This is a genomic window from Hoeflea sp. CAU 1731 (assembly GCF_039888615.1).
Taxonomy (GTDB): domain Bacteria; phylum Pseudomonadota; class Alphaproteobacteria; order Rhizobiales; family Rhizobiaceae; genus Flavimaribacter.
Genome location: NZ_JBDQQS010000010.1, coordinates 221,567 through 245,573 on the forward strand (window position 1 = coordinate 221,567; position 24,007 = coordinate 245,573).

Sequence of the window (24,007 nt, forward strand, 5' to 3'; positions counted from 1 at the left end):
CTGATATTCCCAAATGTCCCAATTTCATTCCAGATCCTCCCTTCGTTGTGACTGGATTAGTTTCTCAGAGGTCACCCTGCTGAGATGTCTGCTCGTCCCGCGGGTTGATGAGCGAGTCGATAACGATTGCCAGCAGCAGAACCACACCTTTGACGAGGTTCTGGACGGTGTAGTCAATGTTCAGGATCGTCATGCCGTTCAGCAGGATGCCGACGAAGATCGTTCCGAGAATCACGTTTCTGACTTTGCCGTGGCCGCCGCTAAGTCCGATTCCGCCAAGCACGACCACCAGCAGAATGTCGTAGATCATCGTCGAATTAAAAAGCCGTGCATTGATGGCCGAGGTCGACGAGGCGAGGATAAGCCCGGCTCCATAGGCGACGATGGCGCTGACCGCATAATGGGCGACGATCATGGGCCTTACCGGTACGCCGGTTATCCGCGATGCCTCCGGATTATTACCCATTGCGTAGGTTAACCAGCCAAAGCGGGTGCGACTGAGTATAAGATGCACGACAACACAAAGTACGCCGAAGGTGACGACTGTAACCGGAATGCCGAAGATCTGTGCCCGGCCGAAAAAAGAGAACCATTCGTATCCCGGCGGAATATTCTGCATTTCGAGCTTGAAGAAAAATGTACGGCCCAGACCGTAGATGATCGAACCGGCCGCCAGTGTGGCAAAAATCGGCGGCACCTCGCCAAAGGCAATCAGAATCCCGATCGCCATTCCGGTCGCCAGAGCAAACAGGCCGCCGACAACCAGGGCCAGTTCCAGGTCCAAGCCGCCGCGGGTCAGCACGAAGGCCCATGCTACCGACACCACCATCGTCGCGATCATCGAGACGTCTATTCCGCGCCCGATGACGACGATCGCCATGCCCAGCGCCAGAATGCCCAGGATCGACACGCTACGCACCAGAGCGAGGAGATTCCCGGGACTGAGGAAAGACGGCAGGAAGAGCGAAAAGCCGAAAAACGCAAGTACGGCAAGCATCAGCACGACGCCTTCCTGGCTCTTCGCCAGATTGGCGAAGAGCCAGGCGCCGTCGCGATTGGCTTTGGCCGTGCTCACCTCAATCGTCTCCCCGGCCGGAAAGTTCTGCGAGGATTTCTCGGGCACGATCGACCCTGACATCGTGCTCGGCCGCAAGGCGAGCCGCCACCTCGTCGATCTGGATCCCCGAGGCGCCGGCGACGATAGCAATGTTGCGGGCATGCAGCGCCATATGGCCTCGCTGTATCCCTTCGGTCGCCAACGCCCGCAATGCCGCCATGTTCTGTGCAAGACCGAGCGCGACCGCAATCTCGGCCAGTTCCCGCGCGCTCGACACGCCAAGTAGTTCCAGCGCAGCCTGAGCAGCCGGATGGGTTTTCGTGGCGCCCCCGACAAGGCCTACCGCCATGGGCAGCTCCAGCGTACCCACAAGATTGCCGCCGCTGTCGCGTTCCCAGTTGCTGAGCGACGTGTAGCGACCATTTCTCGACGCCCAGGCATGGGCGCCTGCCTCAATCGCCCGCCAATCGTTGCCCGTAGCCACGATAAGCGGGTCGATACCGTTCATGATTCCCTTGTTGTGGGTTGCCGCCCGATACGGGTCGACGATGGCAAGCGCACAGGCTTCCACGATGCCGGTAGCGATGCGCTCCCCTGAATACTCCTTCGTCGCAAGTGTATCGACAGGCAGTTCCACCCGCGCCCGCGCAAGTCTCAGATCGGCGAGATTGGAAAGAATGCGCAGACGCACCTCGCCACGCGAGATCTCCTCGACCAACGGCGCCACCGTCTCGGCCATAGTATTAACCGCATTGGCTCCCATGGCGTCGCGGACATCGACCAGCAGGTGCAGGACGATCATCGGACCGATAGGCGAATGGTCGAAAACATGAACCTCGATATCGCGGCAACCGCCACCGAGTTCAACGAGGACTCTGTCCCTGGTATTTGCGACCTCGATCAGCCGGTCGCGCGCTTCGATCAGCCGCTGGCGGGCACCGTACGGATCTTTCAGGTACAGCACCTGGATCTGCGCCCGCATCACCGGAGAGGTGCTAGATGTGTGGAAGCCTCCGCAGCCTCTTGCGAGGCGCGCCATATAGGAGGCGGCAGCGACAACGGAAGGTTCTTCTACAGCCATCGGCACCAGATAGTCGTGGCCATTTATCGTAAAGTTCGTTGCCACGCCGAGAGGCAATTCGAACGTGCCGACGACGTTTTCGATCATCCCATTCGCGAGTTCGACCGGCAGGGCGCCGCCGCTCAGCATCTTTTGGTTGGCTTGGTTCAACCCGGAAATTCCACCGAGCTTGCGGATGCGTTCAGCGGGAGACAGATTGCGGAAATTCTCGATCCGCGAAACCGGACGCTCCGAATGTGCGCCCTCGGAAACTCTCTCCACCAACTCACCCCTCCCGAAAGTTGCTTTTTGATTTAGGTTAAGTAATAGGTAGCCAACCCATAAAGAAAAGGTACAGTCAAAAGAAACACTTTTAAACTGTACCACTATAGGGAAGAGGCGGCATGACGCTTACGGACACCATCGTCCAGTCGTTCAGGGAGCGAATCCGAAACAGCGAACTGAAGCAGGGGGACAAGCTGCCGTCCATCCGCAAATCCGCACATGAATTCGGCGTATCCAAGAACACCGTCGTCGAGGCGTATGACCGACTGCTAGCCGCCGGAATGATCACATCCAGGCAGGGTTACGGCTTTACGGTCGTCGACACTTCCCGTCAGTCGCCGAATGCACGCCCCAAGCACGTCACCGAAGCTGTGGACGTGGTATCCCTGCTGAGCGCCCAGTTGGAACAGAGCTTCACGATCCGCGTCGGAGACGGACGTCCGCCACCGTCATGGACGGAGCAGTCCGAAGTGCGCCGATATCTCAACCGGGCGCAAAAGTTCGGCAATGTCGACCGCGACGGATACGGTAGCGCGATGGGACTGCCAGAACTGAGGGAGCGCCTTGCCTTGGACATCACCCGACGTGAAGTCGCTGTGGATCCGGATCAGATTCTGCTCACCTTCGGCGCCAATCATGCCCTTGACCTGATCATCCGCCATTATCTTGCTCCAGGGGACACAGCCTTCGTCGACGAGCCCGGCTACTATCCGCTGTTTGCCAAGCTGAAGCTCGCACAGGTCAACATAGTCGGCATAAAACGGCTGCCGTCAGGTCCTGATATCGAGGATCTGGAAGCCAAGACCAGGCGCTACAAGCCGAGGCTGTTCTTTACCCAGTCGACAGGACACAATCCAACCGGAGGATTCACGAACCTGCCTACCGCTCACGCTCTGCTGAACATCGCGGCGAAAAACAAGTTCCTCGTAGTGGAGGACGAACCTTTCAGCGACCTGCCTGGCATTCAGGGAACCGGGCTGATGCCGCTCGACCAGCTTGAAAACGTCATCTATGTAAGCACGTTCTCCAAGACGCTTTCAGCCAGCTTGCGTTGCGGATTCATTGCCGCGAGATCCGATATCGTCAGCGATCTGGCGGAGCTGAAAATGCTGACTACAGTCAACAGTTCCGGCCATATCGAGCATCTGGTTCACGGGCTGATCGCGGAAGGTCATTATTCGCGCCATCTCAAGCGGCTGAGCCAGCGCATCGCGCGGACAACAGAGAAAGTGATGGCAAATCTCGACCTGTTCGGTCTGACGACGTTCAGCCCGCCGGGCGGCGGCTATTATCTCTATCTCAACCTCCCCGACCATGCGCTCGACATCGATCTGGCGAAGGCTGGCGCCCGGGAAGATATCCTCATCGCACCAGGCAGCGTTTTCTGTGCCGACACAAACCACGGCTCGAGCGGTATCCGGATCAACATCGCCCGCGCGGATTCAGCGAGATTCTATGATTTCCTCAAGCGGCATCTGCTGAGCTAGCAGACCGGCGCATCTCCGTTTCTTTCAGCAGGAGTGAATTCTTTGGCAGAGCACGTCACAATCTTCGAGGTCGGGCCGCGCGACGGCCTGCAGAATGAAAAATGGCCTGTCAGGACCGGAGACAAGATACAGCTCGTGGACCTCCTTTCCGCATCTGGCCTGTCGAAGATCGAGGCAACGAGTTTCGTCAGCCCAAAATGGGTTCCGCAACTTGCCGACGCCGCAAACGTGATGGCAGGCATTCAAAGACGCGACGGTGTCCGCTACGCCGTGCTCACTCCCAACATGAAAGGCTTCGAGGCGGCGGTGGACGCCAGGTCGGACGAGATCGCGATTTTCGCCTCCGCATCCGAGGGCTTCAGCAGGAAGAACATCAACTGCACGATCCAAGAGAGCCTGGAGCGTTTCAGGCCGGTGCTGGCTGCCGCGAAATTGCGGGCCATTCCGGTGCGCGGATACATCTCCTGCGTCACGGACTGCCCGTATGACGGTCCGACACCTGCCGAAAACGTCGCCGCGTTGGCCGGGCGGCTTCTCGACATGGGCTGCTACGAGATCAGTCTCGGGGACACGATTGGCGCGGGAACGCCTGAGTCCGTCGCACGGATGCTCGACGCGGTCCTGTCAGTGGCGCCGCCCGAACGGCTGGCCGGCCACTTCCACGACACATGCAACCGCGCGCTGGACAACATCGAAACTTCTCTGGAACGGGGCTTGCGGGTTTTCGACGCCGCAATTGGCGGCCTCGGCGGATGCCCCTACGCTCCAGGAGCTACGGGAAATGTCTCAACGGAAAGCGTCAACGACCTGCTCAATCAAAAGGGCTATAATACAGGTGTCAACAAAGTGAAGCTTGAAGAGGCCAAACGATTTGCACATCGTGTAACTCGCTCCAAGAGGTCGCACATTGGCCAAACGACTGTTTAAATGTATCTATGCCATCCTTGATTTGGCCAAGTTCCGTTTTTGTTTGTGCGACAGAGACATCATTGCGGAATGTGTGTATGTCGCATCACGCTGGCGTAGGTGCATTGTCCCGTATCAAACCCTCGTTCTTTAGATCGCGTGAACCAACTGATTGTCAGACGAAAGCATGGAAAAGAAAAAAAGCAGCGAAGTCCCTGTTTCCGAATTGCAATTCCGCCTCCCGGTCTTCCCTCTACGGGAACAATTTTCAATCGGCCCAGTTTTCAGTCCTGCCTGCCTTCTCCGGCTGGTCGGGTATCCCGCGTCTGCATTGACCGCGTCGCAAGAATTCTTTGATCTCGCCAATTCTGAGCCAAAGGTATCGTGTTCAGCGGTTGGATGGATGTTAGCCAGCTTGTGATCTCTTCGGTCAGTTCCGGACCCCAGTCATAGTCAGTTCTTGCGTTCTTCCCCATCCGTTTCATCATGGCGCCGAGTTGCTCGACGAATCCGCCGTATCCACCGCTCGCATTTAAATGGGCGGTCATGAAAGGCCCGATCGAGGCCCAGCGCAGCGCCAGACCGTTGGTGACGACGCGATCAATATCCTCGGCCGAACAATACCCCTCGCCGACGAGGTGCAGGGCTTCCGCCACCAGGGTATACTGGAGTCGGTTGAGGATAAAACCGTCGATCTCCCTTCTGACTGTAATCGGTTCCATTCCTGCCGCTAGAAAGAATGCGCGCGCCGTTTCCAGCTGTTCGTCACCGGTCGATCCGGTTCCACACAATTCAACAAGCGGAATCAGGGATGGCGGATTGACCGGATGCGCGACCAGCGCCCGCACCGGGTTGACAATGTCAGACATGAATGTCGAGCCAGGCAGGGCTGATGTGGAGGACATCAGCAGACTTTCAGGCGGCGCGAGTCTGCTCATATCACTGAACAGCAAGCGCTTGAGATCAGCATCCTCGCGGACGCTTTCTTGAACGTAGTCTGCCTTGCAAACAGCCTCTTCCAGGCTGACGGAAATGCGGATCCTGGCTTCAATGTCTGCGATCGATTCCGCATCCGCGCCTGCATCATGTATTTGCTCCAGCATTTGGCGAATGCGCGGGAGAGCAAAGCCATGAACTGCTGCAGGGTCCAGATCGTATAGCGAGACCTGATGGCCTGCCCTTGCGAACACGACCGCCCATGCGCTGCCGACTGTTCCCGTTCCGATGCAGGTTACATTGGCCATGTTATTTGTTCCCGTCTTGGGGTTCAGACCATTTTTCCTCAAACTCCCAAACCGCGGGGAATCCGATCAACTGGTTGAATTCCGAGAAATCGAACAGGTCGACATCCCTCGAGACCGAGGTGCCCTCATGTTTGAGCACGCCCAGAGCCTTTTCCACTGCCGCGGCGGCCGCAAGTCCGGTCATCGCCGGGAAAATTGCCATTCGATAGCCGATATCGACAAGTTCGTCCGCCGAACGGATCGGCGTCTTGCCGCCGTCGGACATGTTGGCCATCATCGGCGCGTCAATCCGTTCGCAGGCGAGACGCATTTCCTCTTCGCTTTCGAGCGCTTCAATGAAAACCACGTCTGCGCCCGCATCTCGATAGGCGAGTCCGCGGTCGATCGCGGCGTCAAAGCCTTCGACGGCAAGCGCGTCCGTCCGGGCGATGATCAGCGTTTCTGTCGAGTTCTCTCGGGCTGCGCATGCAACCTTGATCTTGGTAACCATCTCATCACGCGCTATCACCCGCTTGTAAGGCGTGTGGCCGCATTTTTTCGGAAACTCCTGGTCCTCCATCTGAATAGCGATAACGCCCGCCTTCTCGTAACCGCGCACGGTGTGATCGACATTCAGTAGCCCTCCGTAGCCGGTGTCGGCGTCTGCGATGACGCTTGCATGGGCTGTCCGGCACAGCGTTTCCACCCGCTCGAGCATTTCAGTGTATGTGGTGATCCCTGCATCTGGAATTCCTTGCGTAGATGCGGTGCCCCAATAGCCCGACGAGTAGATGAAATCGAATCCGACCTTGTTGCACACGACAGCGGTAATCATGTCGTGGATACCAGGCGCAACAACGAACTGCCCGCTGTCGAGGGTTGTACGCAGACTTGGCTTTTTCATCCGAATTTCCTCATCCTCTCGAAATAATCGAGGATCTCGTCCTCGCCGACAACGTCTCCGTACTTGGCGTCCATGTCGAACAGGTTGGCCTCGTGGGGAGAGGCATGCCGGTCACCGACCGCTTCGCGCGCGATGATGGGAATGAAACCGTGTGAGCAGCAGTCGACACAAGTCGCCCGGACGCAGCCGCTCGTGGTGACGCCCGTATGAACGAGCGTGTCGACGCCAAGTGTCGCCAGCGTCGAGGCCAGCGACGTGCCGAAGAAGGCGCTGGGATACTGTTTTGAGATCACGATCTCGTTGTCGGCGACGTCCAGCCCTTCTGGCCAGGCGCCCATTGGGTTGCCTGCAATGAAGTTCCGCAGCGGCCTGGCCTTCTGGAAGAACCGCCCGCCATCGCAGCCGCCGGCCTGATAGACGACATTGGTCAGGATGATCGGCACGCCGCATTCGCGCGCCTTGTCGCGGATCCTCAGCGCTGATTTGAGCGTGTCCTCCACGCCGGCGTATAGTTCGCACTCCGGTTCGAAATAGGCTTGCACGAAGTCGATCATGATTAGGGCTGGTCTGGCGCCGAAACCGATCCGGTTGTCATAGGCCCGCTTGTAGTTATCGAGAAGATTTTCGCTGGTGCTCATCCGTTATTATCCTGTTCTTCGGCCAGTGCATGCAATTTATCGATGCCAATCGACATCCAGGCCAATTCTGCTTTACGACGCGCCTCGAAAGCCTCGATGGCGTCCCCTTCCTCGGCGAGGATCATGCCGACCTCGTCGAGACCCAGAAGCAGCAGCCGCTTGAGGTTCGGCTCGATGTCGAAGCGGATCTCGCGTCCTGACGAAAACCGGATCGACTGGGCCTCCAGATCGATCGCAATCTCTTCTGCCGTCTCGGCGGCTTTTTCCACCGCCGCCATATCATCTCCGCCGAGGCGGATAGGCAGGACGCCATTTTTGAAACAATTAGCGAAAAAGATCTCGCCGAAGCTCCGCGCGATCACGCAGCGTATACCGAGATCGGCGATGGTCCAGACCGCCTGCTCGCGGCTGGAGCCCGTGCCGAAATTCTCGCCGGTCACCAGGATCTTCGCCGTGTCGTATGGCGGCGTGTCGAGTACGAAAGGCTCAGGCCCGTTGCGGCGTTCGCTGAAAGCGTAGCGGCCAAGGCCCTCGCGATCCAGAAGCAGCAGAAAGCGCGCCGGAAAGATGACGTCGGTGTCGATCGCGTTCTCGAGCAGCGGCGCGGCGACGCTTTTGACTGTGATGAACTTTTCCATGGTCACAACAGCTCCCGCACGTCGGTGATCTTTCCGGTCACGGCGGCGGCCGCGGCCATCGGCGGACTCATCAGGTGGGTGCGCCCGCCCTTGCCCTGGCGACCTTCGAAATTGCGGTTGGAGGTTGAGGCGCAGCGCTCGCCCTCTGTCAGCCTGTCGTCGTTCATCGCAACGCACATCGAACATCCGGCGTCTCGCCACTCGAAGCCGGCGGACAGGAATATCTCGTGCAGGCCCTCGCGCTCCGCGGCGATCTTGACGGCCGCCGATCCCGGCACCGCAATCGCCTTGACGCTGTCCGCCACCTTCCTGCCGGAAAGCACCTGCGCCGCCGCCCGCAGGTCTTCCAGGCGGCCATTGGTGCAGGATCCGACGAACACGCGATCAACCGCGATGTCGCGGATTGCGGTTCCCGGTTCCAGGCCCATATAGGCTAGGCTCTTGCGCAGTCTCGACTTGCTGTTCTGATCCGCTTCCCGTTCCGGATCGGGCACCTGACCCGTGACCGCGCATGTGTGTTCCGGGGTCGTTCCCCAGGAGACCTGTGGCGCCAGATCAGCGGTATTGAACGTCACCTCGCGATCGAAAACCGCGTCTGCGTCGCTGTGCAGATCGGACCATGCCGCCATGGCCTGCTTCCAGGCCTCGCCCGAAGGCGCCAGCGGACGGCCGTCGAGAAACGCAAACGTCTTGTCGTCAGGCGCCACGATGCCGACCCGGCTGCCGGCCTCGATCGACATGTTGCAGAGCGTCATGCGCGCCGCCATCGAGAGGTCCCGTACGGTCGATCCTGCGTATTCCAGGGCGTATCCGACGCCACCGCCAGTGCCGATTTCGGCGATGAGCGCGAGGATGACGTCCTTGACGGTCACGCCGTTCGGCAACCCGCCCTCCAGATTGACCCGCATCGTCTTCTGCTTGCGCTGTCGCAGCGTTTGCGTCGCGAAGATGCTGGTGCATTCGCTGGCCCCGATGCCGAAGGCGATGCACCCGAAGGCGCCGTGGGTGCAGGTGTGACTGTCTCCACACACAAGGACGACGCCAGGCAGGGTAAATCCCAGTTCCGGGCCGATGACGTGAACGATGCCATGCCGTTCGCCATCCATCGGCATATAGGCTATGCCATGGTTCGCGGCGTTTTCCTTGAGGCGTTCGACCTGTGAAAACGCCAGGCCTTCCACGAAAGGCCTGTCGCCGCGCAAGGTCGGCACGGCATGGTCGGCGACGGCGATGTGCGCCTCCGGACAGCGGACTTTCCGTTCGTCCTGGTCGAGAGCCGCAAAAGCCTGCGGGCTCGATACTTCCTGCACCAGGTGGCGATCGACATAAAGCAGATGCTCGCCATTGCCATGGTCCGCGACCACGTGGCTGTCCCAGATCTTGTCATAGAGCGTTTGCGCTGCCATTTCCGATACCTGTTCTATAGACCCGGTAGAAATTTCACTTGATTTCGGTAGGACCATACTATTTCATGAATGCGCATTCAATAGCGATGCCCGAACAGACTTATGGATGCGGATTGGCAGCAACCTGGAGAGCAAGATGAGACTGGGAGTCGATGTGGGAGGAACCTTTACCGACCTGCTTCTGCAAGACGATGCAACACAAAAAACGTATCGGGCGAAGACGCCGTCCACGCCTCAGGACCAGTCAATCGGCGTCGCCGAAGGGGTTCGGCTAATATGCGAGAAGGCTGGCGTCGAGGCATCTGACATTTCCCTTGTGCTGCATGGGACGACCGTTGCGACCAACGCGGTTCTGGAAGGCAAGGGAGCCCGGGTCGGACTTCTAACGACGGAGGGTTTCGAGCACACGCTTCACCTCGCCAGATCCTGGACGCCTGGCCCGCTGTTCGGCTGGATCGTCATGGACAAACCGGACCCGCTGGCGGCGCTGCGCGACACCAGGGGCATTCCCGAAAGGATGGATGCCCGTGGCAACGTCGTTCGCAAGCTCGACGAAACGCGAGCGATCGAACTGATCAATGATCTCTGTGCAAGCGGCATTGAGGCTCTGACCATTTCGCTGATCCACTCCTATGCCAATCCGGCGCACGAACAATGCCTGCGCAAGCTTGTACTGGACCGTTTTCCCGACATGCATGTTTCCCTTTCCTCGGACATCCTGCCGGAATTCCGTGAATATGACAGGGCAATTACAACTGTCATGAATGACTATGTCCGGCCGATCATGACACGATATCTTTCACGCATCGAGAAGCGGCTCATTGAGGTTGGAACCACCAGCAAACTGCACATCGTTCGCTCCGACGGGGGCCTGATGAGCGCGGAAGCCGCTGCTGCCCGCCCGGTTCACACGGTGCTGTCTGGTCCGGCAGGCGGCGTGACCGCCACGGCGATGATAGCCCGCAGGACAGGGCTCAAGAAACTCCTGGCGTTCGACATGGGCGGCACGTCCACCGATGTCTCTGTTATCATTGATGGGGAACCCACAATCTCGCGTTCGACTGACGTCGGCTATTTTCCAGCCAAGGTGCCGACCCTCGACGTGCGCAGCGTGGGAGCGGGCGGCGGATCCATTGCCGAAGTTTCCGAACTGACGAACTCGCTGCGGGTCGGCCCGCGAAGCGCCGGCGCCGCGCCTGGACCGGTCGCCTACGGGCGCGGCGGCACAGAGCCGACAGTTTCGGACGCCAATGTGGTGCTTGGCTATCTGCCGCCGAAACTGCTAGGCGGTGATATGAGCCTCGATATCGAAGGCGCCAGAGAAGCTGTGTCCGGAATCGGCAAGACCATCGGACTTACCCGCGAGGACGCCGCACAAGGCATTCTCGAAATAGCCAATGAAGTGATGCTCGGAGCGCTGCGGGTTATAACGGTGCAGCGTGGTCTTGATCCCCGGGATTTCGGCATCGTCGCCTTTGGCGGCGCAGGACCGCTGCACGCCAATGCCGTTGCCGAATTGCTCGGCTGCTATCCGGTTGTGGTTCCCCACAATCCTGGTGTGCTCTCCGCCCTGGGCTTCCTCGAGGCCGAATTCAAGAACGAATTCGTTCGAACACTCATAGGTTCGATCGCAGGCATGGACGACGCACATGTGTGGGAACAGTTCGCTGAATTGCGCGCCGGCGCCCTGCAGTGGCTCGAGGAGCAGGAGGTGGAGGAAGGTGATCGCAGGATCAGCTATTCCGTTGACCTGCGTTACGAACAGCAGGGATTCGAGGTGACAATTGCCGTGCCTGCCGAACTGACGGATGGCGGCGCAAGGCTGGACGCTGTGCTCGTGAATTTCCACGAAACGCATGAACGCCTCTACGGCGTACGCTTCGATTTGCCGATCGAGCTCGTTACCTTGCGGGTGGTCGCGACCGGAGCAACCCCGCCGGTAGAGGACGCGCCGCCGGAACAGGGTGTTACCAATGCCCGCGATGCCGTGATCGAGATGTTGCCTGCCTATTTCAAGGGAGGGTGGATGGATACACCGCATATCGACCGCGACAAGCTCGGTGTCGGTGCGCGCATCGACGGTCCGGCGATCATACGCCAGTATGACACGACAACCGTTTTATTGCCCGATCATTACGCTGAGGTCGACAAACTGGGCAATCTGATGATCTGGCCAATAAAAAAGGGAGACTAAGACCATGACCCGACATATTGATCCAATCACCCTCGACCTCATCGAAAACGCCTTGCTGAACGCGCGCTTCGAGATGGACAGCGTCGTGGTCCGGGTTGCCCTTTCGCCGGTCATACGGGAACAGCACGACGAGTTTCCGATGATCTGCAACGCCAAGGGGCAGATGATCGTCGGCCAGTTCGGGTCCTACATTCCGGCGATCGTCGACCAGTACAAGGACGACATCAACGAGGGCGATATCTTCGTCTGGAACGATCCCTATTCCTGCAAGGGGTCGATATCGCACAATAATGACTGGTGTGTGATGCTGCCGATCTTTCACCAGGGTGTCCATGTGGGATTCAGCTCGATATTCGGACACATGGTCGATGTCGGCGGCAAAGTGCCGGGTTCCATGCCGGCGGACGCCTATACTATCTGGGAGGAAGGGCTGCGAGTTCCTCCCGTCAAGATATACGAGAAGGGAAAGCTGAACGACGGCGTTCTGCAGATCATGCTCAACAACAGCCGCACGCCCGACATGAACCGGGCCGATCTGATGGCTCTGATCGCCGGGTGCCGCACCGCGTCGAAGCGGGTTCTCGAGATCTGCGACCGCTTCGGGCGGGAAACCTATATCACAGCCTGTGACTTGCTGCTGGATCGCACGCGCGAAGCGATGCGCGTCCTGATATCGAAATACATTCCGGAAGAAGCGGTCACCTTTACCGACTATGTCGATGATGACGGTGTCGGAAACGGCCCGTTCAAGATGCATCTGTCGATCTATCGTCGGGGAGACGTCGCGGTCATCGACTGGACCGGAACCGACGATCAGGCGGAAGGCCCTATCAACTTCCACATTCACGAAGGCCTGTGCAAACTGTTCTTCGGCGTCTACATGATCATGGCGTTCGATCCGAAGATAATGTTCAACGAGGGTTTCTACGACCTGTTCGAGATCGTGTTGCCCGAAGGCAGCCTGCTCAATCCGCGTTTCCCGGCGGCTCTGTCAAACCGCCTCAACACCCATACGCGGTTCTTCGACTGTCAGGCGGGGGCGCTAGGACAAAGGGCTCCACATTTGTCGATGGCGGCCGGATATGGCACGAGCCCGCACTTCATCTTCACCGGCAAGGACGGGAACGGAAAGTATTTCCAGCTTATGGAACTGTTATTCGGGGGCGTGCCCGGCCGGCCGCGCGGCGACGGTTTTGACGGCCATGCCTGGTGGCCACTCTTCAGCGCCACCCCGATTGAATACATCGAGAACTATTACCCGGTGCTGGTTGAAAGCTATCGGCCCGTGCGTGACGCGGGAGGCGCAGGGCTGCACCGGGGTGGATCAGGGATCGAGAAAATCTACAGGGTCCTTGAAGCCGGTTCGATCTCGATCCACGACGACCGCGAGGTCGTGCCGCCCTGGGGCATTAACGGTGGACTGCACGGCGGGACCTCGAGCAAGTGGCTCGTTCGCGCCGGCTCCGAAGAGCGCGAACGCATTCCTTCGAAAATCGACAATCTGCGTGTCGAACCTGGCGACAAAATCGTATTCATCACTGCCGGGTCCGGCGGCTGGGGAGACCCGCTCGAGCGCCCGGTTGAGAAGGTCCTGCGCGATGTCGTCGACGACATAGTTTCGATGGAGAAGGCCAGACGCGACTATGGCGTCGTCATCCGCGACGACGAGAGTATCGATGAGGCCGCCACGGAGACGTTGCGCAAGGAGATGAAGTCGGAGCGTGGCAAACCGTCGGATTTTGATTTCGGGTTCATTCCAGGCGTTCACGAGGCGGCCGAATAAGGCGGCCCCGGCCGAATTAAACTCCGGGGATTGTCCGACCGGGTAGCAGATTGCCCGGAACGGTGCGCATGGAGTCCGTGCCGAGGCGTTGCCCGTCGCTCTCGCGCTGAAGCAGCTCAAGGGATTCAGACACCATGCGTTCTATCGGTTGCCGGACGGTTGTAAGCCGATAAGGCGCCCTTTGCCCTTCGCGAATGCCGTCGAATCCGGCCAGCATGATGTCTTCCGGTATTGCGAGACCGAACGTCTCCCGCAAGGCGTCGGCGCAACCGATCGCCATGATATCGTTGACGGCGAATACTGCGTCCGGAAATTGCGGGGTCGGTCTGCTGAAGTGCGAGATGATTGCATTGCGCGCGCCGGCATAATTTGAGCCGCCGTCGACTTCCGCAATGCTGCAATTACCAAGAGACTCGAGCGCCAGTCGGAAGCCGGAAACCCGGTCGCGGCTTGTCGATCCCTGAGGATCTCCGCGAACGATGAGGCAGCTTCGTGCGCCGGCTGCATGCATCAATCTGCCAATTGTCGCACTTCCTTCCAAATTGTCGCACTGAACTCCGGCAAGGTTCGATCCGTAAACGTTGCGGTTGAAGATGACCATCGGGATTCCGCGCCCTTCGCTCAGGCTCACCAGCTCCGACGAAATCTGCGCTGAGGTCAGTACGATGCCGTCCACCGGATAACGCAGCGCCTCAAGAAGCATGTCGTCGCAGTCGTGGCCATCCTGGACGGAGAAGGCGAGCACCTGACGGCTGGCGCGCTGAAAGCTCTCAATGAAAACCTGAAGACTTTCCGAGTAGAAGGGATTGTTGAGGTTTCCGCAAATCACCGCGACCATGTTGCTCTTGTTCGATGACAATCCGGAGGCGTAGTAGTTTGGCAGCCAGTTCAACTGCTTCGCAGCGGCGATCACGCGGTCGCGTTTTTCTCTTGAGATGCTGCCACCGGGCGTAAACGCTCGGGAGACCGCCGGTTGCGAAACACCTGCAAGTTTCGCGACGTCATAGGACGTCACTCTCGAATTCTTTCGATTCATTCGCAATTCCTACCGTCTGCGGAGTGAACATGTTTTTCCGACGGGAGCCGGTCAGGGTCAAACACCGAACGGCGCTCAAGAGAAAACATCATTTGAATCATAGCTTTGACTGTTACTGCGTCATAGACCGTCCGGTATGCGCCGTCACCTCCCGTTCCGTGAGTGAAATGAGCTTTCGATTTTTCCTGCCGGTGATTGACACAAAGACATAAAAAAGAAAATATGTGAATGCGCATTCAAAAAAATATAACTACAACACGAATGCGTTCAATTGAGGTGGAACTTGGAGGTACCGATGTCCAAAACGAGATTACTAACGGGAATGTCGTCCGTGCTTGCATTGGCATTCACGGCATCTTTAGCATATGCGCAAAACGCCGAAGACGGTCTGAATCGCGCAAAGGAGAGCCTTGCCGTCTATCAGAACAAGCCGGAATTCACGGCGCCCGGCGAGCCATTCGACATCAAGGCATGCGCCGCCGGGAAGAAAATGCTGTCAATCCCGAACAACAGCACGAATCCCTTCCTGAAGGGCATTATCGACCGGATGAAGAACGTCGGGGATAAAATCGGCCTGGAGGTCGTCGAATGGGAAAACCAGGGTCAGCCGAGCCAGTGGGTCCAGGGATTCGATTTTGCCATTCGCGACAATTTCGACGTCATCGACCTGATCTCAGGAATCTCTCCAGACACGGTAGAGCCCCAGATCAAGGCCGCAAACGAAGCCGGCGTTAAAGTAATGACCTCGCATTTCTATGACCCTTCCTTCCAGCCGAACCCGCTGCTGTCCTCGACTTTGCCCATCGGTTTCAACGAAATCGGCAAGATCCTCGCCAACTGGGTTACCGTCAATACGGAAGGCAAGGGCAAGATCGCAATCATCGTTTCGCGTGAAGTGCCGCCAACCATACCGTTGGTCGACGGGTTCGAGACCGAACTGGCCGAAAATTGCCCGGATTGCGAAATCGTGCAGGAAATCAATGTCGGCGTCGCAGAGTGGGGCACCAAGATCCAGCCATCCGTTCAGTCGACTCTGCAGGCAAATCCCGACATCGACGTGGTCATCCCGATCTACGATTCGATGTCGCAATTCGTGGTGCCCGCGCTCCGCCTGACCGGTAAGCTGGGCGAGGTCAAAGTCGCCACCTTCAACGGAACACCCTTCGTGCTGGATTTCATCCAGCAGGGAGCGATCGACATGGATATCGGAGAGAGCCTTGACTGGATTGCCTACGCGACCATCGACGGTCACATGCGTGACCTGTGCGGTCTGCCGACGCCGGACAAGCTGAACGTGCCCTTCTATATTTTCGACAAGGATAATGTCGCCGATGCAGGCACACCAGCGCAATTCGACACCGGATACGGGGACGCATATATTACCGGCTTTCAGGAATTGTGGGGTCTCAACTAGCTTCGATGACCACCGTGGAAGATCTTCCGCGCAATACAGAGGCGGCGTCCCAAGCGGCGCCGCCGACGCTTCGTCTGGAGGATATCTCCAAGACGTTCCGCGCTACGCGGGCCTTGAATGATGTTTCATTGACAGTCAAACCCGGCGAGGTTCACGGACTGCTGGGCGCAAACGGATCCGGGAAGTCGACGCTGGTCAAGATCCTTGCGGGATTTCATGCACCTGATCCGGGAGGATTGATGCGTTTCAACGGCGAAGAGGTTTCGCTTCCGCTGATGCCGAGTGATTTTCGAAGGCTGGGCATGAGTTTCGTCCACCAGAACCTCGGCCTGATATCTTCACTGACGGTTCTCGAGAACCTTCGCCTCGCGCAGATCGCGCTGCCCGGCGGCCACTTCATCAACTGGCGCCGGGAAAAGGCGGCGGCGGAGCAGACTCTGGAGCGCTACGGTCTCGACATCACGCATTGGCGCCGTATCGATGAGCTGAGCGCAGTCAACCGCGCGCTGCTCGCTATCGTGAGAGCTTTCGAGGAGATACGTGTCGAGTGCGAGAGTACAGGCAAACCCGGGCTGGTGCTGCTCGATGAGCCGACCCCGTTCCTGCCGAAGGAGGGCGTCGAAAAGCTTTTCAAGCTTATCCGGCAGATTACCGAGCACGGATCCAGCGTGCTCTTCATCTCCCACGATATCGACGAGGTGATGGAGATTACCGACACCGCAACGATCCTGCGCGATGGTCGTGTTTCGGGCGAGATCGAGACCCGCGAGGCAACTCATGCAAAAATGATCGAGATGATCATCGGACGTTCGCTCTCAAAGACGGAAAACGCGGAACACGAAGAACGTCATTTCGAACCCTTCCTTTCTGTCAAAGATCTTGAAGGAGACGGAATTCGATCCTGCGATCTGAAAGTGGGCTGCGGGGAGATAGTAGGCCTCACCGGGCTGATCGGGTCGGGATATGAAACCGTTCCCTATCTCCTCTACGGGGCGATCGGCGCGAAGGCCGGCAGGCTTGCCATCGAAGGCGGTCGCGAAACGCCTGTCGCAGAGATGACGCCCAAGAAATCTCTTCGGGAGAACTTCGCTCTGCTGCCGGGCGACCGGCCGACTCAGGGAGGGGTGGGCAGCATACCGGTTTATGAGAACATGCTGCTGCCGGACATCGGCGCCTATTTCAAGGGCGGCTTTCTCAGGAACGGAACAATGCGCCGCGAAGCGCGCAAGCTGGGCGAAGAATACGAGGTCCGGCCCAACGATCCGGACATCAACCTCGCCGCCCTTTCGGGAGGCAATGCGCAAAAGGTGCTTATCGCCCGTTGGATGAAAAGAAAACCAAGGCTGCTGATGCTCGACGAACCGACACAAGGCGTCGATGTCGGAACGCGAGCGAGCATTTTCGAGGCGCTGCGCACGGCTGCAGCCGACGGCATGTCGGTGATCTGCGCGAGTTCTGATTCCGAGCAACTCGCGGAAATCTGCGATCGTGTCCTTGTCTTCGCCCGCGGACGTATCGTTCAGGAACTGACAGGCGCTGCGGTTGAGAAGGATCTGATCACACAGGCCTGCTACGCATCCCTGGACCTGGCCGGCCTTCGCGCTACGGACGGGCAAAAACCACTCCGAACAGGAAACGAACATGACTAAAGCCGGCCAGGCCTCTGCGGCCGACAGGACCTCATCGGTACGCATGACCCGACTCTTCGAACGCTATGCGCTGCTTCTGGTGTGGCTGCTTCTGATCATCGGTTTCAGTATCGCACTGCCCAATTCCTTTCCGCGCTGGGGAAACTTTTCCATATTATTCGCCTCCTATGCGCCTGCGGCGCTGCTGGCGCTGGCCATCATCGTGCCTCTGACTGCTGGCGACTACGACCTCGCCGTAGGGGCGACGATGACGCTGTCGTCCTGCATCATCGGCGTGCTCAATGTCTGGTATGACGTTCCGATCGTCGCCAGTATCCTGCTTGCACTGGCTGCAGGCGTTGCGGTCGGCCTGTTCCACGCACTCTTCATCATCTATTTCCGAATACCCTCGCTGGTCGTCACGCTCGGCAGCACATCGTTGATGACCGGCATCGTCCAGTTGATCACCAATTCGTCCACGATCGGCGGAATCGACAACGCCCTGATCATGGCGGTTGTCGGTGGTCGCTTGTTCGGCGTTCCCTACGCCTTCTACTATGCGCTCGGCGCGGCGATCGTCATGTGGTACGTCTTTGACTTCACGCCGCTCGGCCGGCGACTCTTGTTCGTCGGGCGTGGCCGGGAGGTGGCGCGCCTCAATGGCATCGCCGTGGAGCGCGTGCGGATTGGCGCCCTCGTAACATCCGGATTGGTGGCGTCGACGGCCGGCGTCGTCTATGCTGGTGTGCTGGGTTCGGCGGATCCCTATTCCGGCCTCAACTATCTTCTGCCTGCATTCGCCGCGGCCTTCCTCGGATCGACGACGATCATGCCGGGCAGATTCAATCCGTGGGGCGCAATCGTGGCCGTTTACTTTCTCGGAACCGGCATCACAGGGCTCACGATGATCGGTATTCCGCTCTGGGTGACGAATGTCTTCAATGGCGGCGCATTGATTCTCGCAGTTACGATCTCGCAGCTGACGCGTGGTCGTGAAGCCCCCGATATCGGATGAAGCACGGAGCTGACCGATGACCGCAACCTATCTGAAGCGCGGCAAACCGGATGCGTTGCAATCCGAGGACGACGTCAAAGTTCGCGCCACCGTGGAAAGCACGCTGTCCGACATCGAAAAGAGAGCCTGTTGATTTTCACCGAGGACTGACCCGTCATTTCCACCGAGAACCGGCTCTGACGCACTTTTGCTGACATGTGGCGATTAGGAAGCGCCAATCAAACGCGCTTGCAACAGATCGAGTTTTGCTCGCCCGTACATTTGGCGTTTGATAAGCTTCAGGCGCGTGATTAGTCCCTCAGTTTGCCCAATTTCGGCTATGACCGGTTTGCCGAACAATCTGCCGAATTGAGGTTCCCTTTTTCGACAGCTCCCGGATCGCTTCATTCGTTTCCTGGCGGCGTAGATAACCTTCGTATTGCAACTTTTCTGCATACGTCAAAAGCTTGGGGTCAACGACATTGCTGCCGACCGCCGGCCTGATCTGGCGCATCGACCTGCCGACAGCATCGAGAAACGCCCGGCTGGAATTCTCCGTGAGATGCCAACGGTCGGCGACCTGCTCCGCATCAGGCAGGGCCTTCGCGATGGCCTCGCCGTAGCCGCCCGCCCCGGTCGCGAGCGACGATCGATATCGACTGATGTTGGGCCAGCCATGATCGAGACGTATCCAGTGCACGATCCGGCAAGAGGGTGACAGGCCTCCTCCGTTCCAGGTCGCAAACGATTGTTCCGTAGGTCTCGCCGCGTCGAAAGGCAAAGCCGTCAGGCGCCAGGTTTGCGCGTGGAAATCGATGCTGCATAAGCTGATCCTCCGGTGATTCAGCAAAAAGCCTGCCTTCCAACAGCAGCAAAAGTGCGTCAGAGCCAATTCTCGGTGAAAATCAACATGCGGGCACAAAGCTGACATTTCGCTGCAGAGAACAGCGGCTCTTGGACCCAAATAGAACCACGTAACTCGATAAACGATGACCTGTATGCTTACGGCGCTTCAAATCGAGCCTTACCCTTATGGACTGTGCAGCAAGCGGGAACAAAACAAGACACAACCGTGCCGAATCTGTGCCACATTGTGCCGTAAGCTGGCGTTTGATCATGTTTCGTTCTGCAATTTGCTGCACGTTTGTGCAAGTTCCCGCCGATCAGCCTCAGCAAACTCAAGTGCTTATTTTCGTTGCTATTTATTTGAGAAAATTGCGGAAATCTGACTGGTGCTGCCGCAGAGATTTGAACTCTGGACCTCTCCCTTACCAAGGGAGTGCTCTACCCCTGAGCTACGGCAGCCAATACCCAGTCCGCGGGACGGAACGCCTATTGCCACAGAGTTTCCTGTTGCGCAAGGACCAATGCCGCGTTTAGGCCACGCAATTGTCCTTTGCCCTCGCTGGACAATTGCGGTATGTCGGCTGGATGCACGAAGACAGGCAGGACAAGTCACCCAAATCCGCCGCAGACAAGCGCAAGGAGCGTCTCGCCGACGCCCTGCGCGCCAATCTGCAACGTCGCAAGCAGCAGGTGCGCGCGCGCCGCAAGGGCGCCATGGACGACACGGCCGGATTGCCCGCCTCAGAGGGCGAGAAGTCCTGAAGGAGAGGCTGCTGCACACAAACAGGACGAGTAGAAAGGCGGGTTTGCGCCCGGAAAGCCGATGGATCAGATCAGAATTGTAGGCGGTAACGGGCTGAACGGCGTCATACCGATTTCCGGAGCCAAGAACGCCGCCCTTCCGCTGATGATTTCGTCGCTTCTGACCGACGACACGCTGACGCTGGAAAATGTGCCGCATCTCGCCGACGTGGAACGGCTCATCCGCATTCTCGGCAATCATGGTGTCGATTATTCCGTCAACGGACGCCGGGAAAGCCAGGGCGCCGGCTATTCCAGAACGATACATTTCACCGCGCGAAACATCGTCAACACGACGGCGCCCTATGATCTCGTGTCCAAGATGCGGGCGAGTTTCTGGGTAATCGGACCCCTCGTCGCCCGCATGGGCGAAGCGAAAGTGTCGCTGCCAGGCGGCTGCGCGATCGGCACACGACCGGTCGACCTGTTCATCGACGGACTGAAGGCGCTCGGCGTCGACATCGACATCGACGGCGGCTATGTCAACGCCCGCGCGCCCAAGGGGATCCAGGGCGGCCACTACGAATTTCCGAAAGTTTCCGTCGGCGCCACCCATGTGCTGATGATGGCTGCGGCCCTGGCCAACGGAACCGTGGAAATCACCAACGCCGCGCGCGAACCCGAAGTCGTCAACCTGGCAGAATGCCTGAACGCCATGGGCGCGCGTATATCCGGAGCCGGCACGTCGCACATCGTGATCGAGGGCGTTCAGTCTCTCTCCGGCGCGCGTCACAGAGTTCTGCCCGACCGGATAGAGACCGGCACCTACGCCATGGCCGTGGCAATGACCGGCGGCGACGTGACCCTGGAGGACACCAGCGCGAGCCTGCTTGAAACCGCGCTCGACAGCATGCGCGCGGCCGGCGTTGAAGTCACGCCGACCAATTCCGGCGTACGGATATCGCGCAATGGCGCACGCCTCGAAGCGGTGGACGTGACAACCGACCCGTTTCCCGGCTTCCCGACCGACCTGCAGGCACAGTTCATGGCGATGATGACAAAGGCGAAGGGCACATCGAAAATCACCGAGACGATCTTCGAGAACCGCTTCATGCACGTCCAGGAGCTGGCGCGACTGGGCGCCGACATCTCGTTGTCCGGCCAGACCGCCACCGTCAAGGGCGTCGGCGGGTTGAAAGGCGCACAGGTGATGGCGACGGATCTGCGCGCTTCCGTGTCGCTGGTGATCGCGGCCCTGGCCGCCGAAGGCGAAACCATCGTCAACCGGGTCTATCATCTCGACAGGGGCTTCGAACGCCTCGAAGAGAAACTGACCCGATGCGGCGCCGAGGTCGAACGTCTGAGCGCCTGACTGCCTGAGACGGAATTGCGCGCGCGGCGACAAACCACTATCTAGGGCTTGTCCTGAAAACCTCCTCAAGCGGACCACCGACCGACCATGCAGCTTCTCAAACTGATCGCACTCGACAAGGAAGATCTCTCTATCCTGTCGGCCCACATGCAGGACGCCGTCATTAAAGCCGCGGATTTGACGTGGCGGGCTTCCGCGCAGCGGTTCATTCTCGTCGCCAACCGTTTTGTCTGGGAAGCGGCGGAAGGCCGAAGCGCCAAGCATTATGAACGCCGCCGCGCAGCGCTTCACTTCAACCGGGTGACAGGCGTGCGCTCGCGCGGTTTCGATCGCCGCGACGGCGACAAGGTGCTGTCGCTGCTGACCATAAACTTCGTCCCGGGCAATGACGCGCCCGCCGGCGTGGTGGAACTGATCTTCTCCGGCGAGATGGCCATCGAACTCGATGTCGAATGCGTTGAAGCGCAACTGAGCGATCTGGGCGCCGCCTGGGAAACTGGATTCAAGCCGAAACATCCGCTGGACGACGTGTAGCCGCACCTTACGGGACATGCAAGGAGACAGGCCGTGGTCATGCGCCTGAGACAACAGGATCCGGATTTCGACGCGCGCTTCTCGGCGCTTCTCGTCATGAAGCGGGAGGTGTCCGGAGACGTCAACGCCGCGGTCGCCGAAATCATAGACGCCGTGCGCAAGCGCGGCGACGAAGCCCTGGCCGAATATTCGCTGCGCTTTGACCGGCTGGACCTCGCGACGACGGGTCTGGCCGTGACCGGCGCGGAAATCGACGCCGCGTTCGCCTCTATCGATCCGGAAACCCTTCAGGCTCTGGAACTCGCGCACGAACGCATCGCGCGCCACCACGCGCGACAGATGCCGGCCGACGATTTCTACGAGGACGCCCTCGGCGTGCAGCTCGGCTCGCGCTGGACGGCGATCGAAGCGGTGGGGCTCTATGTGCCCGGAGGCCTTGCAAGCTATCCGAGCTCGGTGCTGATGAACGCCGTTCCGGCTCGCGTCGCCGGTGTCGGGCGGATCGTCATGGCGGTGCCCTGCCCCGACGGAGCGCTCAACCCGCTGGTTCTGGCCGCGGCGCGCGTCGCCGGCGTCAGCGAAATCTACCGCGTCGGCGGCGCGCAGGCGATTGCGGCGCTGGCCTACGGGACGGAGACGATCCGGCCGGTCGCCAAGATCATCGGCCCCGGCAACGCCTATGTGGCCGCGGCCAAGAAGCAGGTTTTCGGAACGGTCGGCATCGACATGATCGCCGGTCCCTCGGAAGTGCTGGTGCTCGCCGACCAGGACAACAATCCGGACTGGATTGCGGCCGACCTGCTGGCCCAGGCCGAGCACGACACAGCCGCACAGGCAATCCTGATGACGGACAGCCCGAAACTGGGCGACGCCGTGGAGCGCGCCGTCGAAGCCCAGCTTTCCACCCTGCCGCGCGGCGAGGTGGCCCGCCAGAGCTGGCGCGACTACGGCGCGGTCATCGAAGTGGAAAATTTCGCCGACGCCATGCCGCTGGTCAACCGGCTGGCGGCCGAGCACCTGGAGCTTGCCGTCGCCGATCCGGATGCGCTGTTGCCCCTGATCCGCAACGCCGGCGCCATCTTCATCGGCGCGCATACGCCCGAAGTGATCGGCGATTATGTCGGCGGATCGAACCATGTGCTGCCAACGGCCCGTTCGGCGCGTTTTTCCTCCGGTCTTTCCGTGCTCGATTACGTCAAGCGAAGCTCGGTTCTGAGGCTTGACGCAGCCCAGTTGCGCGAACTCGGACCGGCTGCGATCAGACTTGCCCGCGCCGAAGGCCTTGACGCCCATGCCCGCTCTGTTGCAATTCGAATGAACCTGCCGGATTGACCCTGTCAGTTCGGTGTTCGCGACCGGACCAGCAAGGAAAGACATGCCGCAATGGCTGACAAGGCCAAATTCAGGCTCTCCGACGTCTCGCTCGATGAATCCATCGGGCGCGCGACGCCCGATATCGAGCACGAACGCGCGGTGGCGATCTTCGATCTGATCGAGGAGAACAGTTTCGAGCCCGTGGGCCACGACGGCGGCCCCTACAAGCTGAAACTCTCTCTGGTCGATTCCAAGCTCGTCTTCACCATCACGCTCGAGGACGATACTCCGGTCGCCACGCATATTCTGTCGCTGACGCCGTTTCGCCGCATCGTGAAGGACTACTTCATGATCTGCGAAAGCTATTACGACGCCATCCGGTCGTCCACGCCAAGCCAGATCGAGGCGATCGACATGGGACGCCGGGGCATCCACAATGAAGGATCGCAGACGCTGAAGGAACGACTGGAAGGCAAGATCGCCATCGATTTCGACACCGCGCGCCGGCTCTTCACGCTGGTCTGCGTGCTTCACTGGCGCGGATAGA

The 24,007-nt window shown here is 59.2% G+C and carries 20 protein-coding genes, 1 tRNA gene and 1 pseudogene; 12 read left to right on the top strand and 10 right to left on the bottom strand.

Translation table 11 applies throughout. The features are described 5' to 3' along the window. Positions 1 to 64 precede the first annotated feature (64 nt). Positions 65 to 1,075, bottom strand: a complete 1,011-nt coding sequence (locus tag AAFN47_RS17455) for an ABC transporter permease (RefSeq protein WP_499810528.1) — start codon at positions 1,073 to 1,075, stop codon at positions 65 to 67. A gap of 1 nt (position 1,076) precedes the next feature. Then, positions 1,077 to 2,399: a hydroxymethylglutaryl-CoA reductase, degradative gene (locus tag AAFN47_RS17460; protein ID WP_499810529.1), complete on the bottom strand. Its 1,323-nt coding sequence runs from the start codon at positions 2,397 to 2,399 to the stop codon at positions 1,077 to 1,079. 122 nt (positions 2,400 to 2,521) lie between these two features. Between AAFN47_RS17460 and AAFN47_RS17465 the strand changes: the two genes are divergently transcribed. Both AAFN47_RS17465 and AAFN47_RS17470 read left to right on the top strand, forming a co-directional pair. Further along, positions 2,522 to 3,889 carry an aminotransferase-like domain-containing protein gene (locus AAFN47_RS17465; RefSeq protein ID WP_499810530.1) on the top strand — a complete coding sequence of 456 codons (1,368 nt, stop codon included), beginning with the start codon at positions 2,522 to 2,524 and terminating at the stop codon, positions 3,887 to 3,889. Between the two features lie 42 nt (positions 3,890 to 3,931). Beyond that, positions 3,932 to 4,816: a hydroxymethylglutaryl-CoA lyase gene (locus AAFN47_RS17470; RefSeq protein WP_499810531.1), complete on the top strand. Its 885-nt coding sequence runs from the start codon at positions 3,932 to 3,934 to the stop codon at positions 4,814 to 4,816. A 263-nt stretch (positions 4,817 to 5,079) separates the two neighbouring features. On the opposite strand, the gene AAFN47_RS17475 is transcribed toward AAFN47_RS17470, so the two are convergent. Genes AAFN47_RS17475 through leuC form a run of 5 tightly spaced genes read right to left on the bottom strand, consistent with a single transcriptional unit; the run spans position 5,080 to position 9,604 of the window. Beyond that, a complete protein-coding gene (locus AAFN47_RS17475; protein ID WP_499810532.1) occupies positions 5,080 to 6,039 on the bottom strand; it encodes a 3-hydroxyacyl-CoA dehydrogenase NAD-binding domain-containing protein in 960 nt (319 codons plus the stop codon). Between the two features lies 1 nt (position 6,040). Next, positions 6,041 to 6,922 carry an isocitrate lyase/PEP mutase family protein gene (locus AAFN47_RS17480; protein WP_499810533.1) on the bottom strand — a complete coding sequence of 294 codons (882 nt, stop codon included), beginning with the start codon at positions 6,920 to 6,922 and terminating at the stop codon, positions 6,041 to 6,043. After that, positions 6,919 to 7,560 (bottom strand): isochorismatase family protein, encoded by a 642-nt coding sequence (locus tag AAFN47_RS17485; RefSeq protein WP_499810534.1) that lies wholly within the window; start codon positions 7,558 to 7,560, stop codon positions 6,919 to 6,921. Before AAFN47_RS17485 ends, AAFN47_RS17480 begins: the two co-directional genes overlap by 4 nt. Continuing rightward, positions 7,557 to 8,198 carry a 3-isopropylmalate dehydratase small subunit gene (gene leuD / locus AAFN47_RS17490; protein ID WP_499810535.1) on the bottom strand — a complete coding sequence of 214 codons (642 nt, stop codon included), beginning with the start codon at positions 8,196 to 8,198 and terminating at the stop codon, positions 7,557 to 7,559. Before leuD ends, AAFN47_RS17485 begins: the two co-directional genes overlap by 4 nt. Before the next feature lie 2 nt (positions 8,199 to 8,200). Next, positions 8,201 to 9,604, bottom strand: coding sequence for a 3-isopropylmalate dehydratase large subunit (leuC, locus tag AAFN47_RS17495; protein WP_499810536.1), 1,404 nt, complete (start codon positions 9,602 to 9,604; stop codon positions 8,201 to 8,203). A gap of 136 nt (positions 9,605 to 9,740) precedes the next feature. Between leuC and AAFN47_RS17500 the strand changes: the two genes are divergently transcribed. Both AAFN47_RS17500 and AAFN47_RS17505 read left to right on the top strand, forming a co-directional pair. Beyond that, on the top strand, positions 9,741 to 11,798 hold the full coding sequence (locus AAFN47_RS17500) for a hydantoinase/oxoprolinase family protein (RefSeq protein WP_499810537.1): 2,058 nt from the start codon (positions 9,741 to 9,743) through the stop codon (positions 11,796 to 11,798). Between the two features lie 4 nt (positions 11,799 to 11,802). Then, positions 11,803 to 13,581 carry a hydantoinase B/oxoprolinase family protein gene (locus AAFN47_RS17505; protein ID WP_499810538.1) on the top strand — a complete coding sequence of 593 codons (1,779 nt, stop codon included), beginning with the start codon at positions 11,803 to 11,805 and terminating at the stop codon, positions 13,579 to 13,581. A gap of 16 nt (positions 13,582 to 13,597) precedes the next feature. Here AAFN47_RS17505 and AAFN47_RS17510 read toward each other — a convergent pair whose 3' ends face one another. Then, the gene (locus tag AAFN47_RS17510; protein ID WP_499810539.1) at positions 13,598 to 14,617 is read right to left on the bottom strand and encodes a LacI family DNA-binding transcriptional regulator; all 1,020 of its coding nucleotides are present in this window, start codon (positions 14,615 to 14,617) and stop codon (positions 13,598 to 13,600) included. Positions 14,618 to 14,912: 295 nt separating this feature from the next. Between AAFN47_RS17510 and AAFN47_RS17515 the strand changes: the two genes are divergently transcribed. Genes AAFN47_RS17515 through AAFN47_RS17525 form a run of 3 tightly spaced genes read left to right on the top strand, consistent with a single transcriptional unit; the run spans position 14,913 to position 18,674 of the window. Beyond that, entirely contained in the window at positions 14,913 to 16,031 is a 1,119-nt protein-coding gene (locus AAFN47_RS17515) for a sugar ABC transporter substrate-binding protein (protein WP_499810540.1), read from the top strand. Between the two features lie 5 nt (positions 16,032 to 16,036). Continuing rightward, positions 16,037 to 17,680, top strand: coding sequence for a sugar ABC transporter ATP-binding protein (locus AAFN47_RS17520; protein WP_499810541.1), 1,644 nt, complete (start codon positions 16,037 to 16,039; stop codon positions 17,678 to 17,680). Further along, the gene (locus tag AAFN47_RS17525; RefSeq protein WP_499810542.1) at positions 17,673 to 18,674 is read left to right on the top strand and encodes an ABC transporter permease; all 1,002 of its coding nucleotides are present in this window, start codon (positions 17,673 to 17,675) and stop codon (positions 18,672 to 18,674) included. The genes AAFN47_RS17520 and AAFN47_RS17525 overlap by 8 nt, the downstream gene beginning before the upstream one ends. Before the next feature lie 313 nt (positions 18,675 to 18,987). Here AAFN47_RS17525 and AAFN47_RS17530 read toward each other — a convergent pair. Next, positions 18,988 to 19,441, bottom strand: a pseudogene (locus tag AAFN47_RS17530) (ISL3 family transposase); the annotation flags it as partial. A gap of 442 nt (positions 19,442 to 19,883) precedes the next feature. Then, positions 19,884 to 19,958 (bottom strand) — tRNA-Thr (locus AAFN47_RS17535). An 84-nt stretch (positions 19,959 to 20,042) separates the two neighbouring features. On the opposite strand from AAFN47_RS17535, the gene AAFN47_RS17540 reads away from it, so the two are divergent. The 5 genes from AAFN47_RS17540 to AAFN47_RS17560 all read left to right on the top strand — a co-directional run bounded on the left by AAFN47_RS17540 (position 20,043) and on the right by AAFN47_RS17560 (position 24,006). Continuing rightward, on the top strand, positions 20,043 to 20,261 hold the full coding sequence (locus tag AAFN47_RS17540; protein WP_499810543.1) for a hypothetical protein: 219 nt from the start codon (positions 20,043 to 20,045) through the stop codon (positions 20,259 to 20,261). Positions 20,262 to 20,322: 61 nt separating this feature from the next. Further along, a complete protein-coding gene (gene murA / locus AAFN47_RS17545) occupies positions 20,323 to 21,612 on the top strand; it encodes a UDP-N-acetylglucosamine 1-carboxyvinyltransferase (RefSeq protein WP_499810544.1) in 1,290 nt (429 codons plus the stop codon). A gap of 87 nt (positions 21,613 to 21,699) precedes the next feature. Next, positions 21,700 to 22,146, top strand: coding sequence for a DUF2948 family protein (locus tag AAFN47_RS17550; protein ID WP_499810545.1), 447 nt, complete (start codon positions 21,700 to 21,702; stop codon positions 22,144 to 22,146). 33 nt (positions 22,147 to 22,179) lie between these two features. Continuing rightward, positions 22,180 to 23,478 carry a histidinol dehydrogenase gene (gene hisD, locus AAFN47_RS17555; RefSeq protein WP_499810546.1) on the top strand — a complete coding sequence of 433 codons (1,299 nt, stop codon included), beginning with the start codon at positions 22,180 to 22,182 and terminating at the stop codon, positions 23,476 to 23,478. 51 nt (positions 23,479 to 23,529) lie between these two features. Then, positions 23,530 to 24,006, top strand: a complete 477-nt coding sequence (locus tag AAFN47_RS17560) for a UPF0262 family protein (RefSeq protein WP_499810547.1) — start codon at positions 23,530 to 23,532, stop codon at positions 24,004 to 24,006. Position 24,007 lies beyond the last annotated feature (1 nt).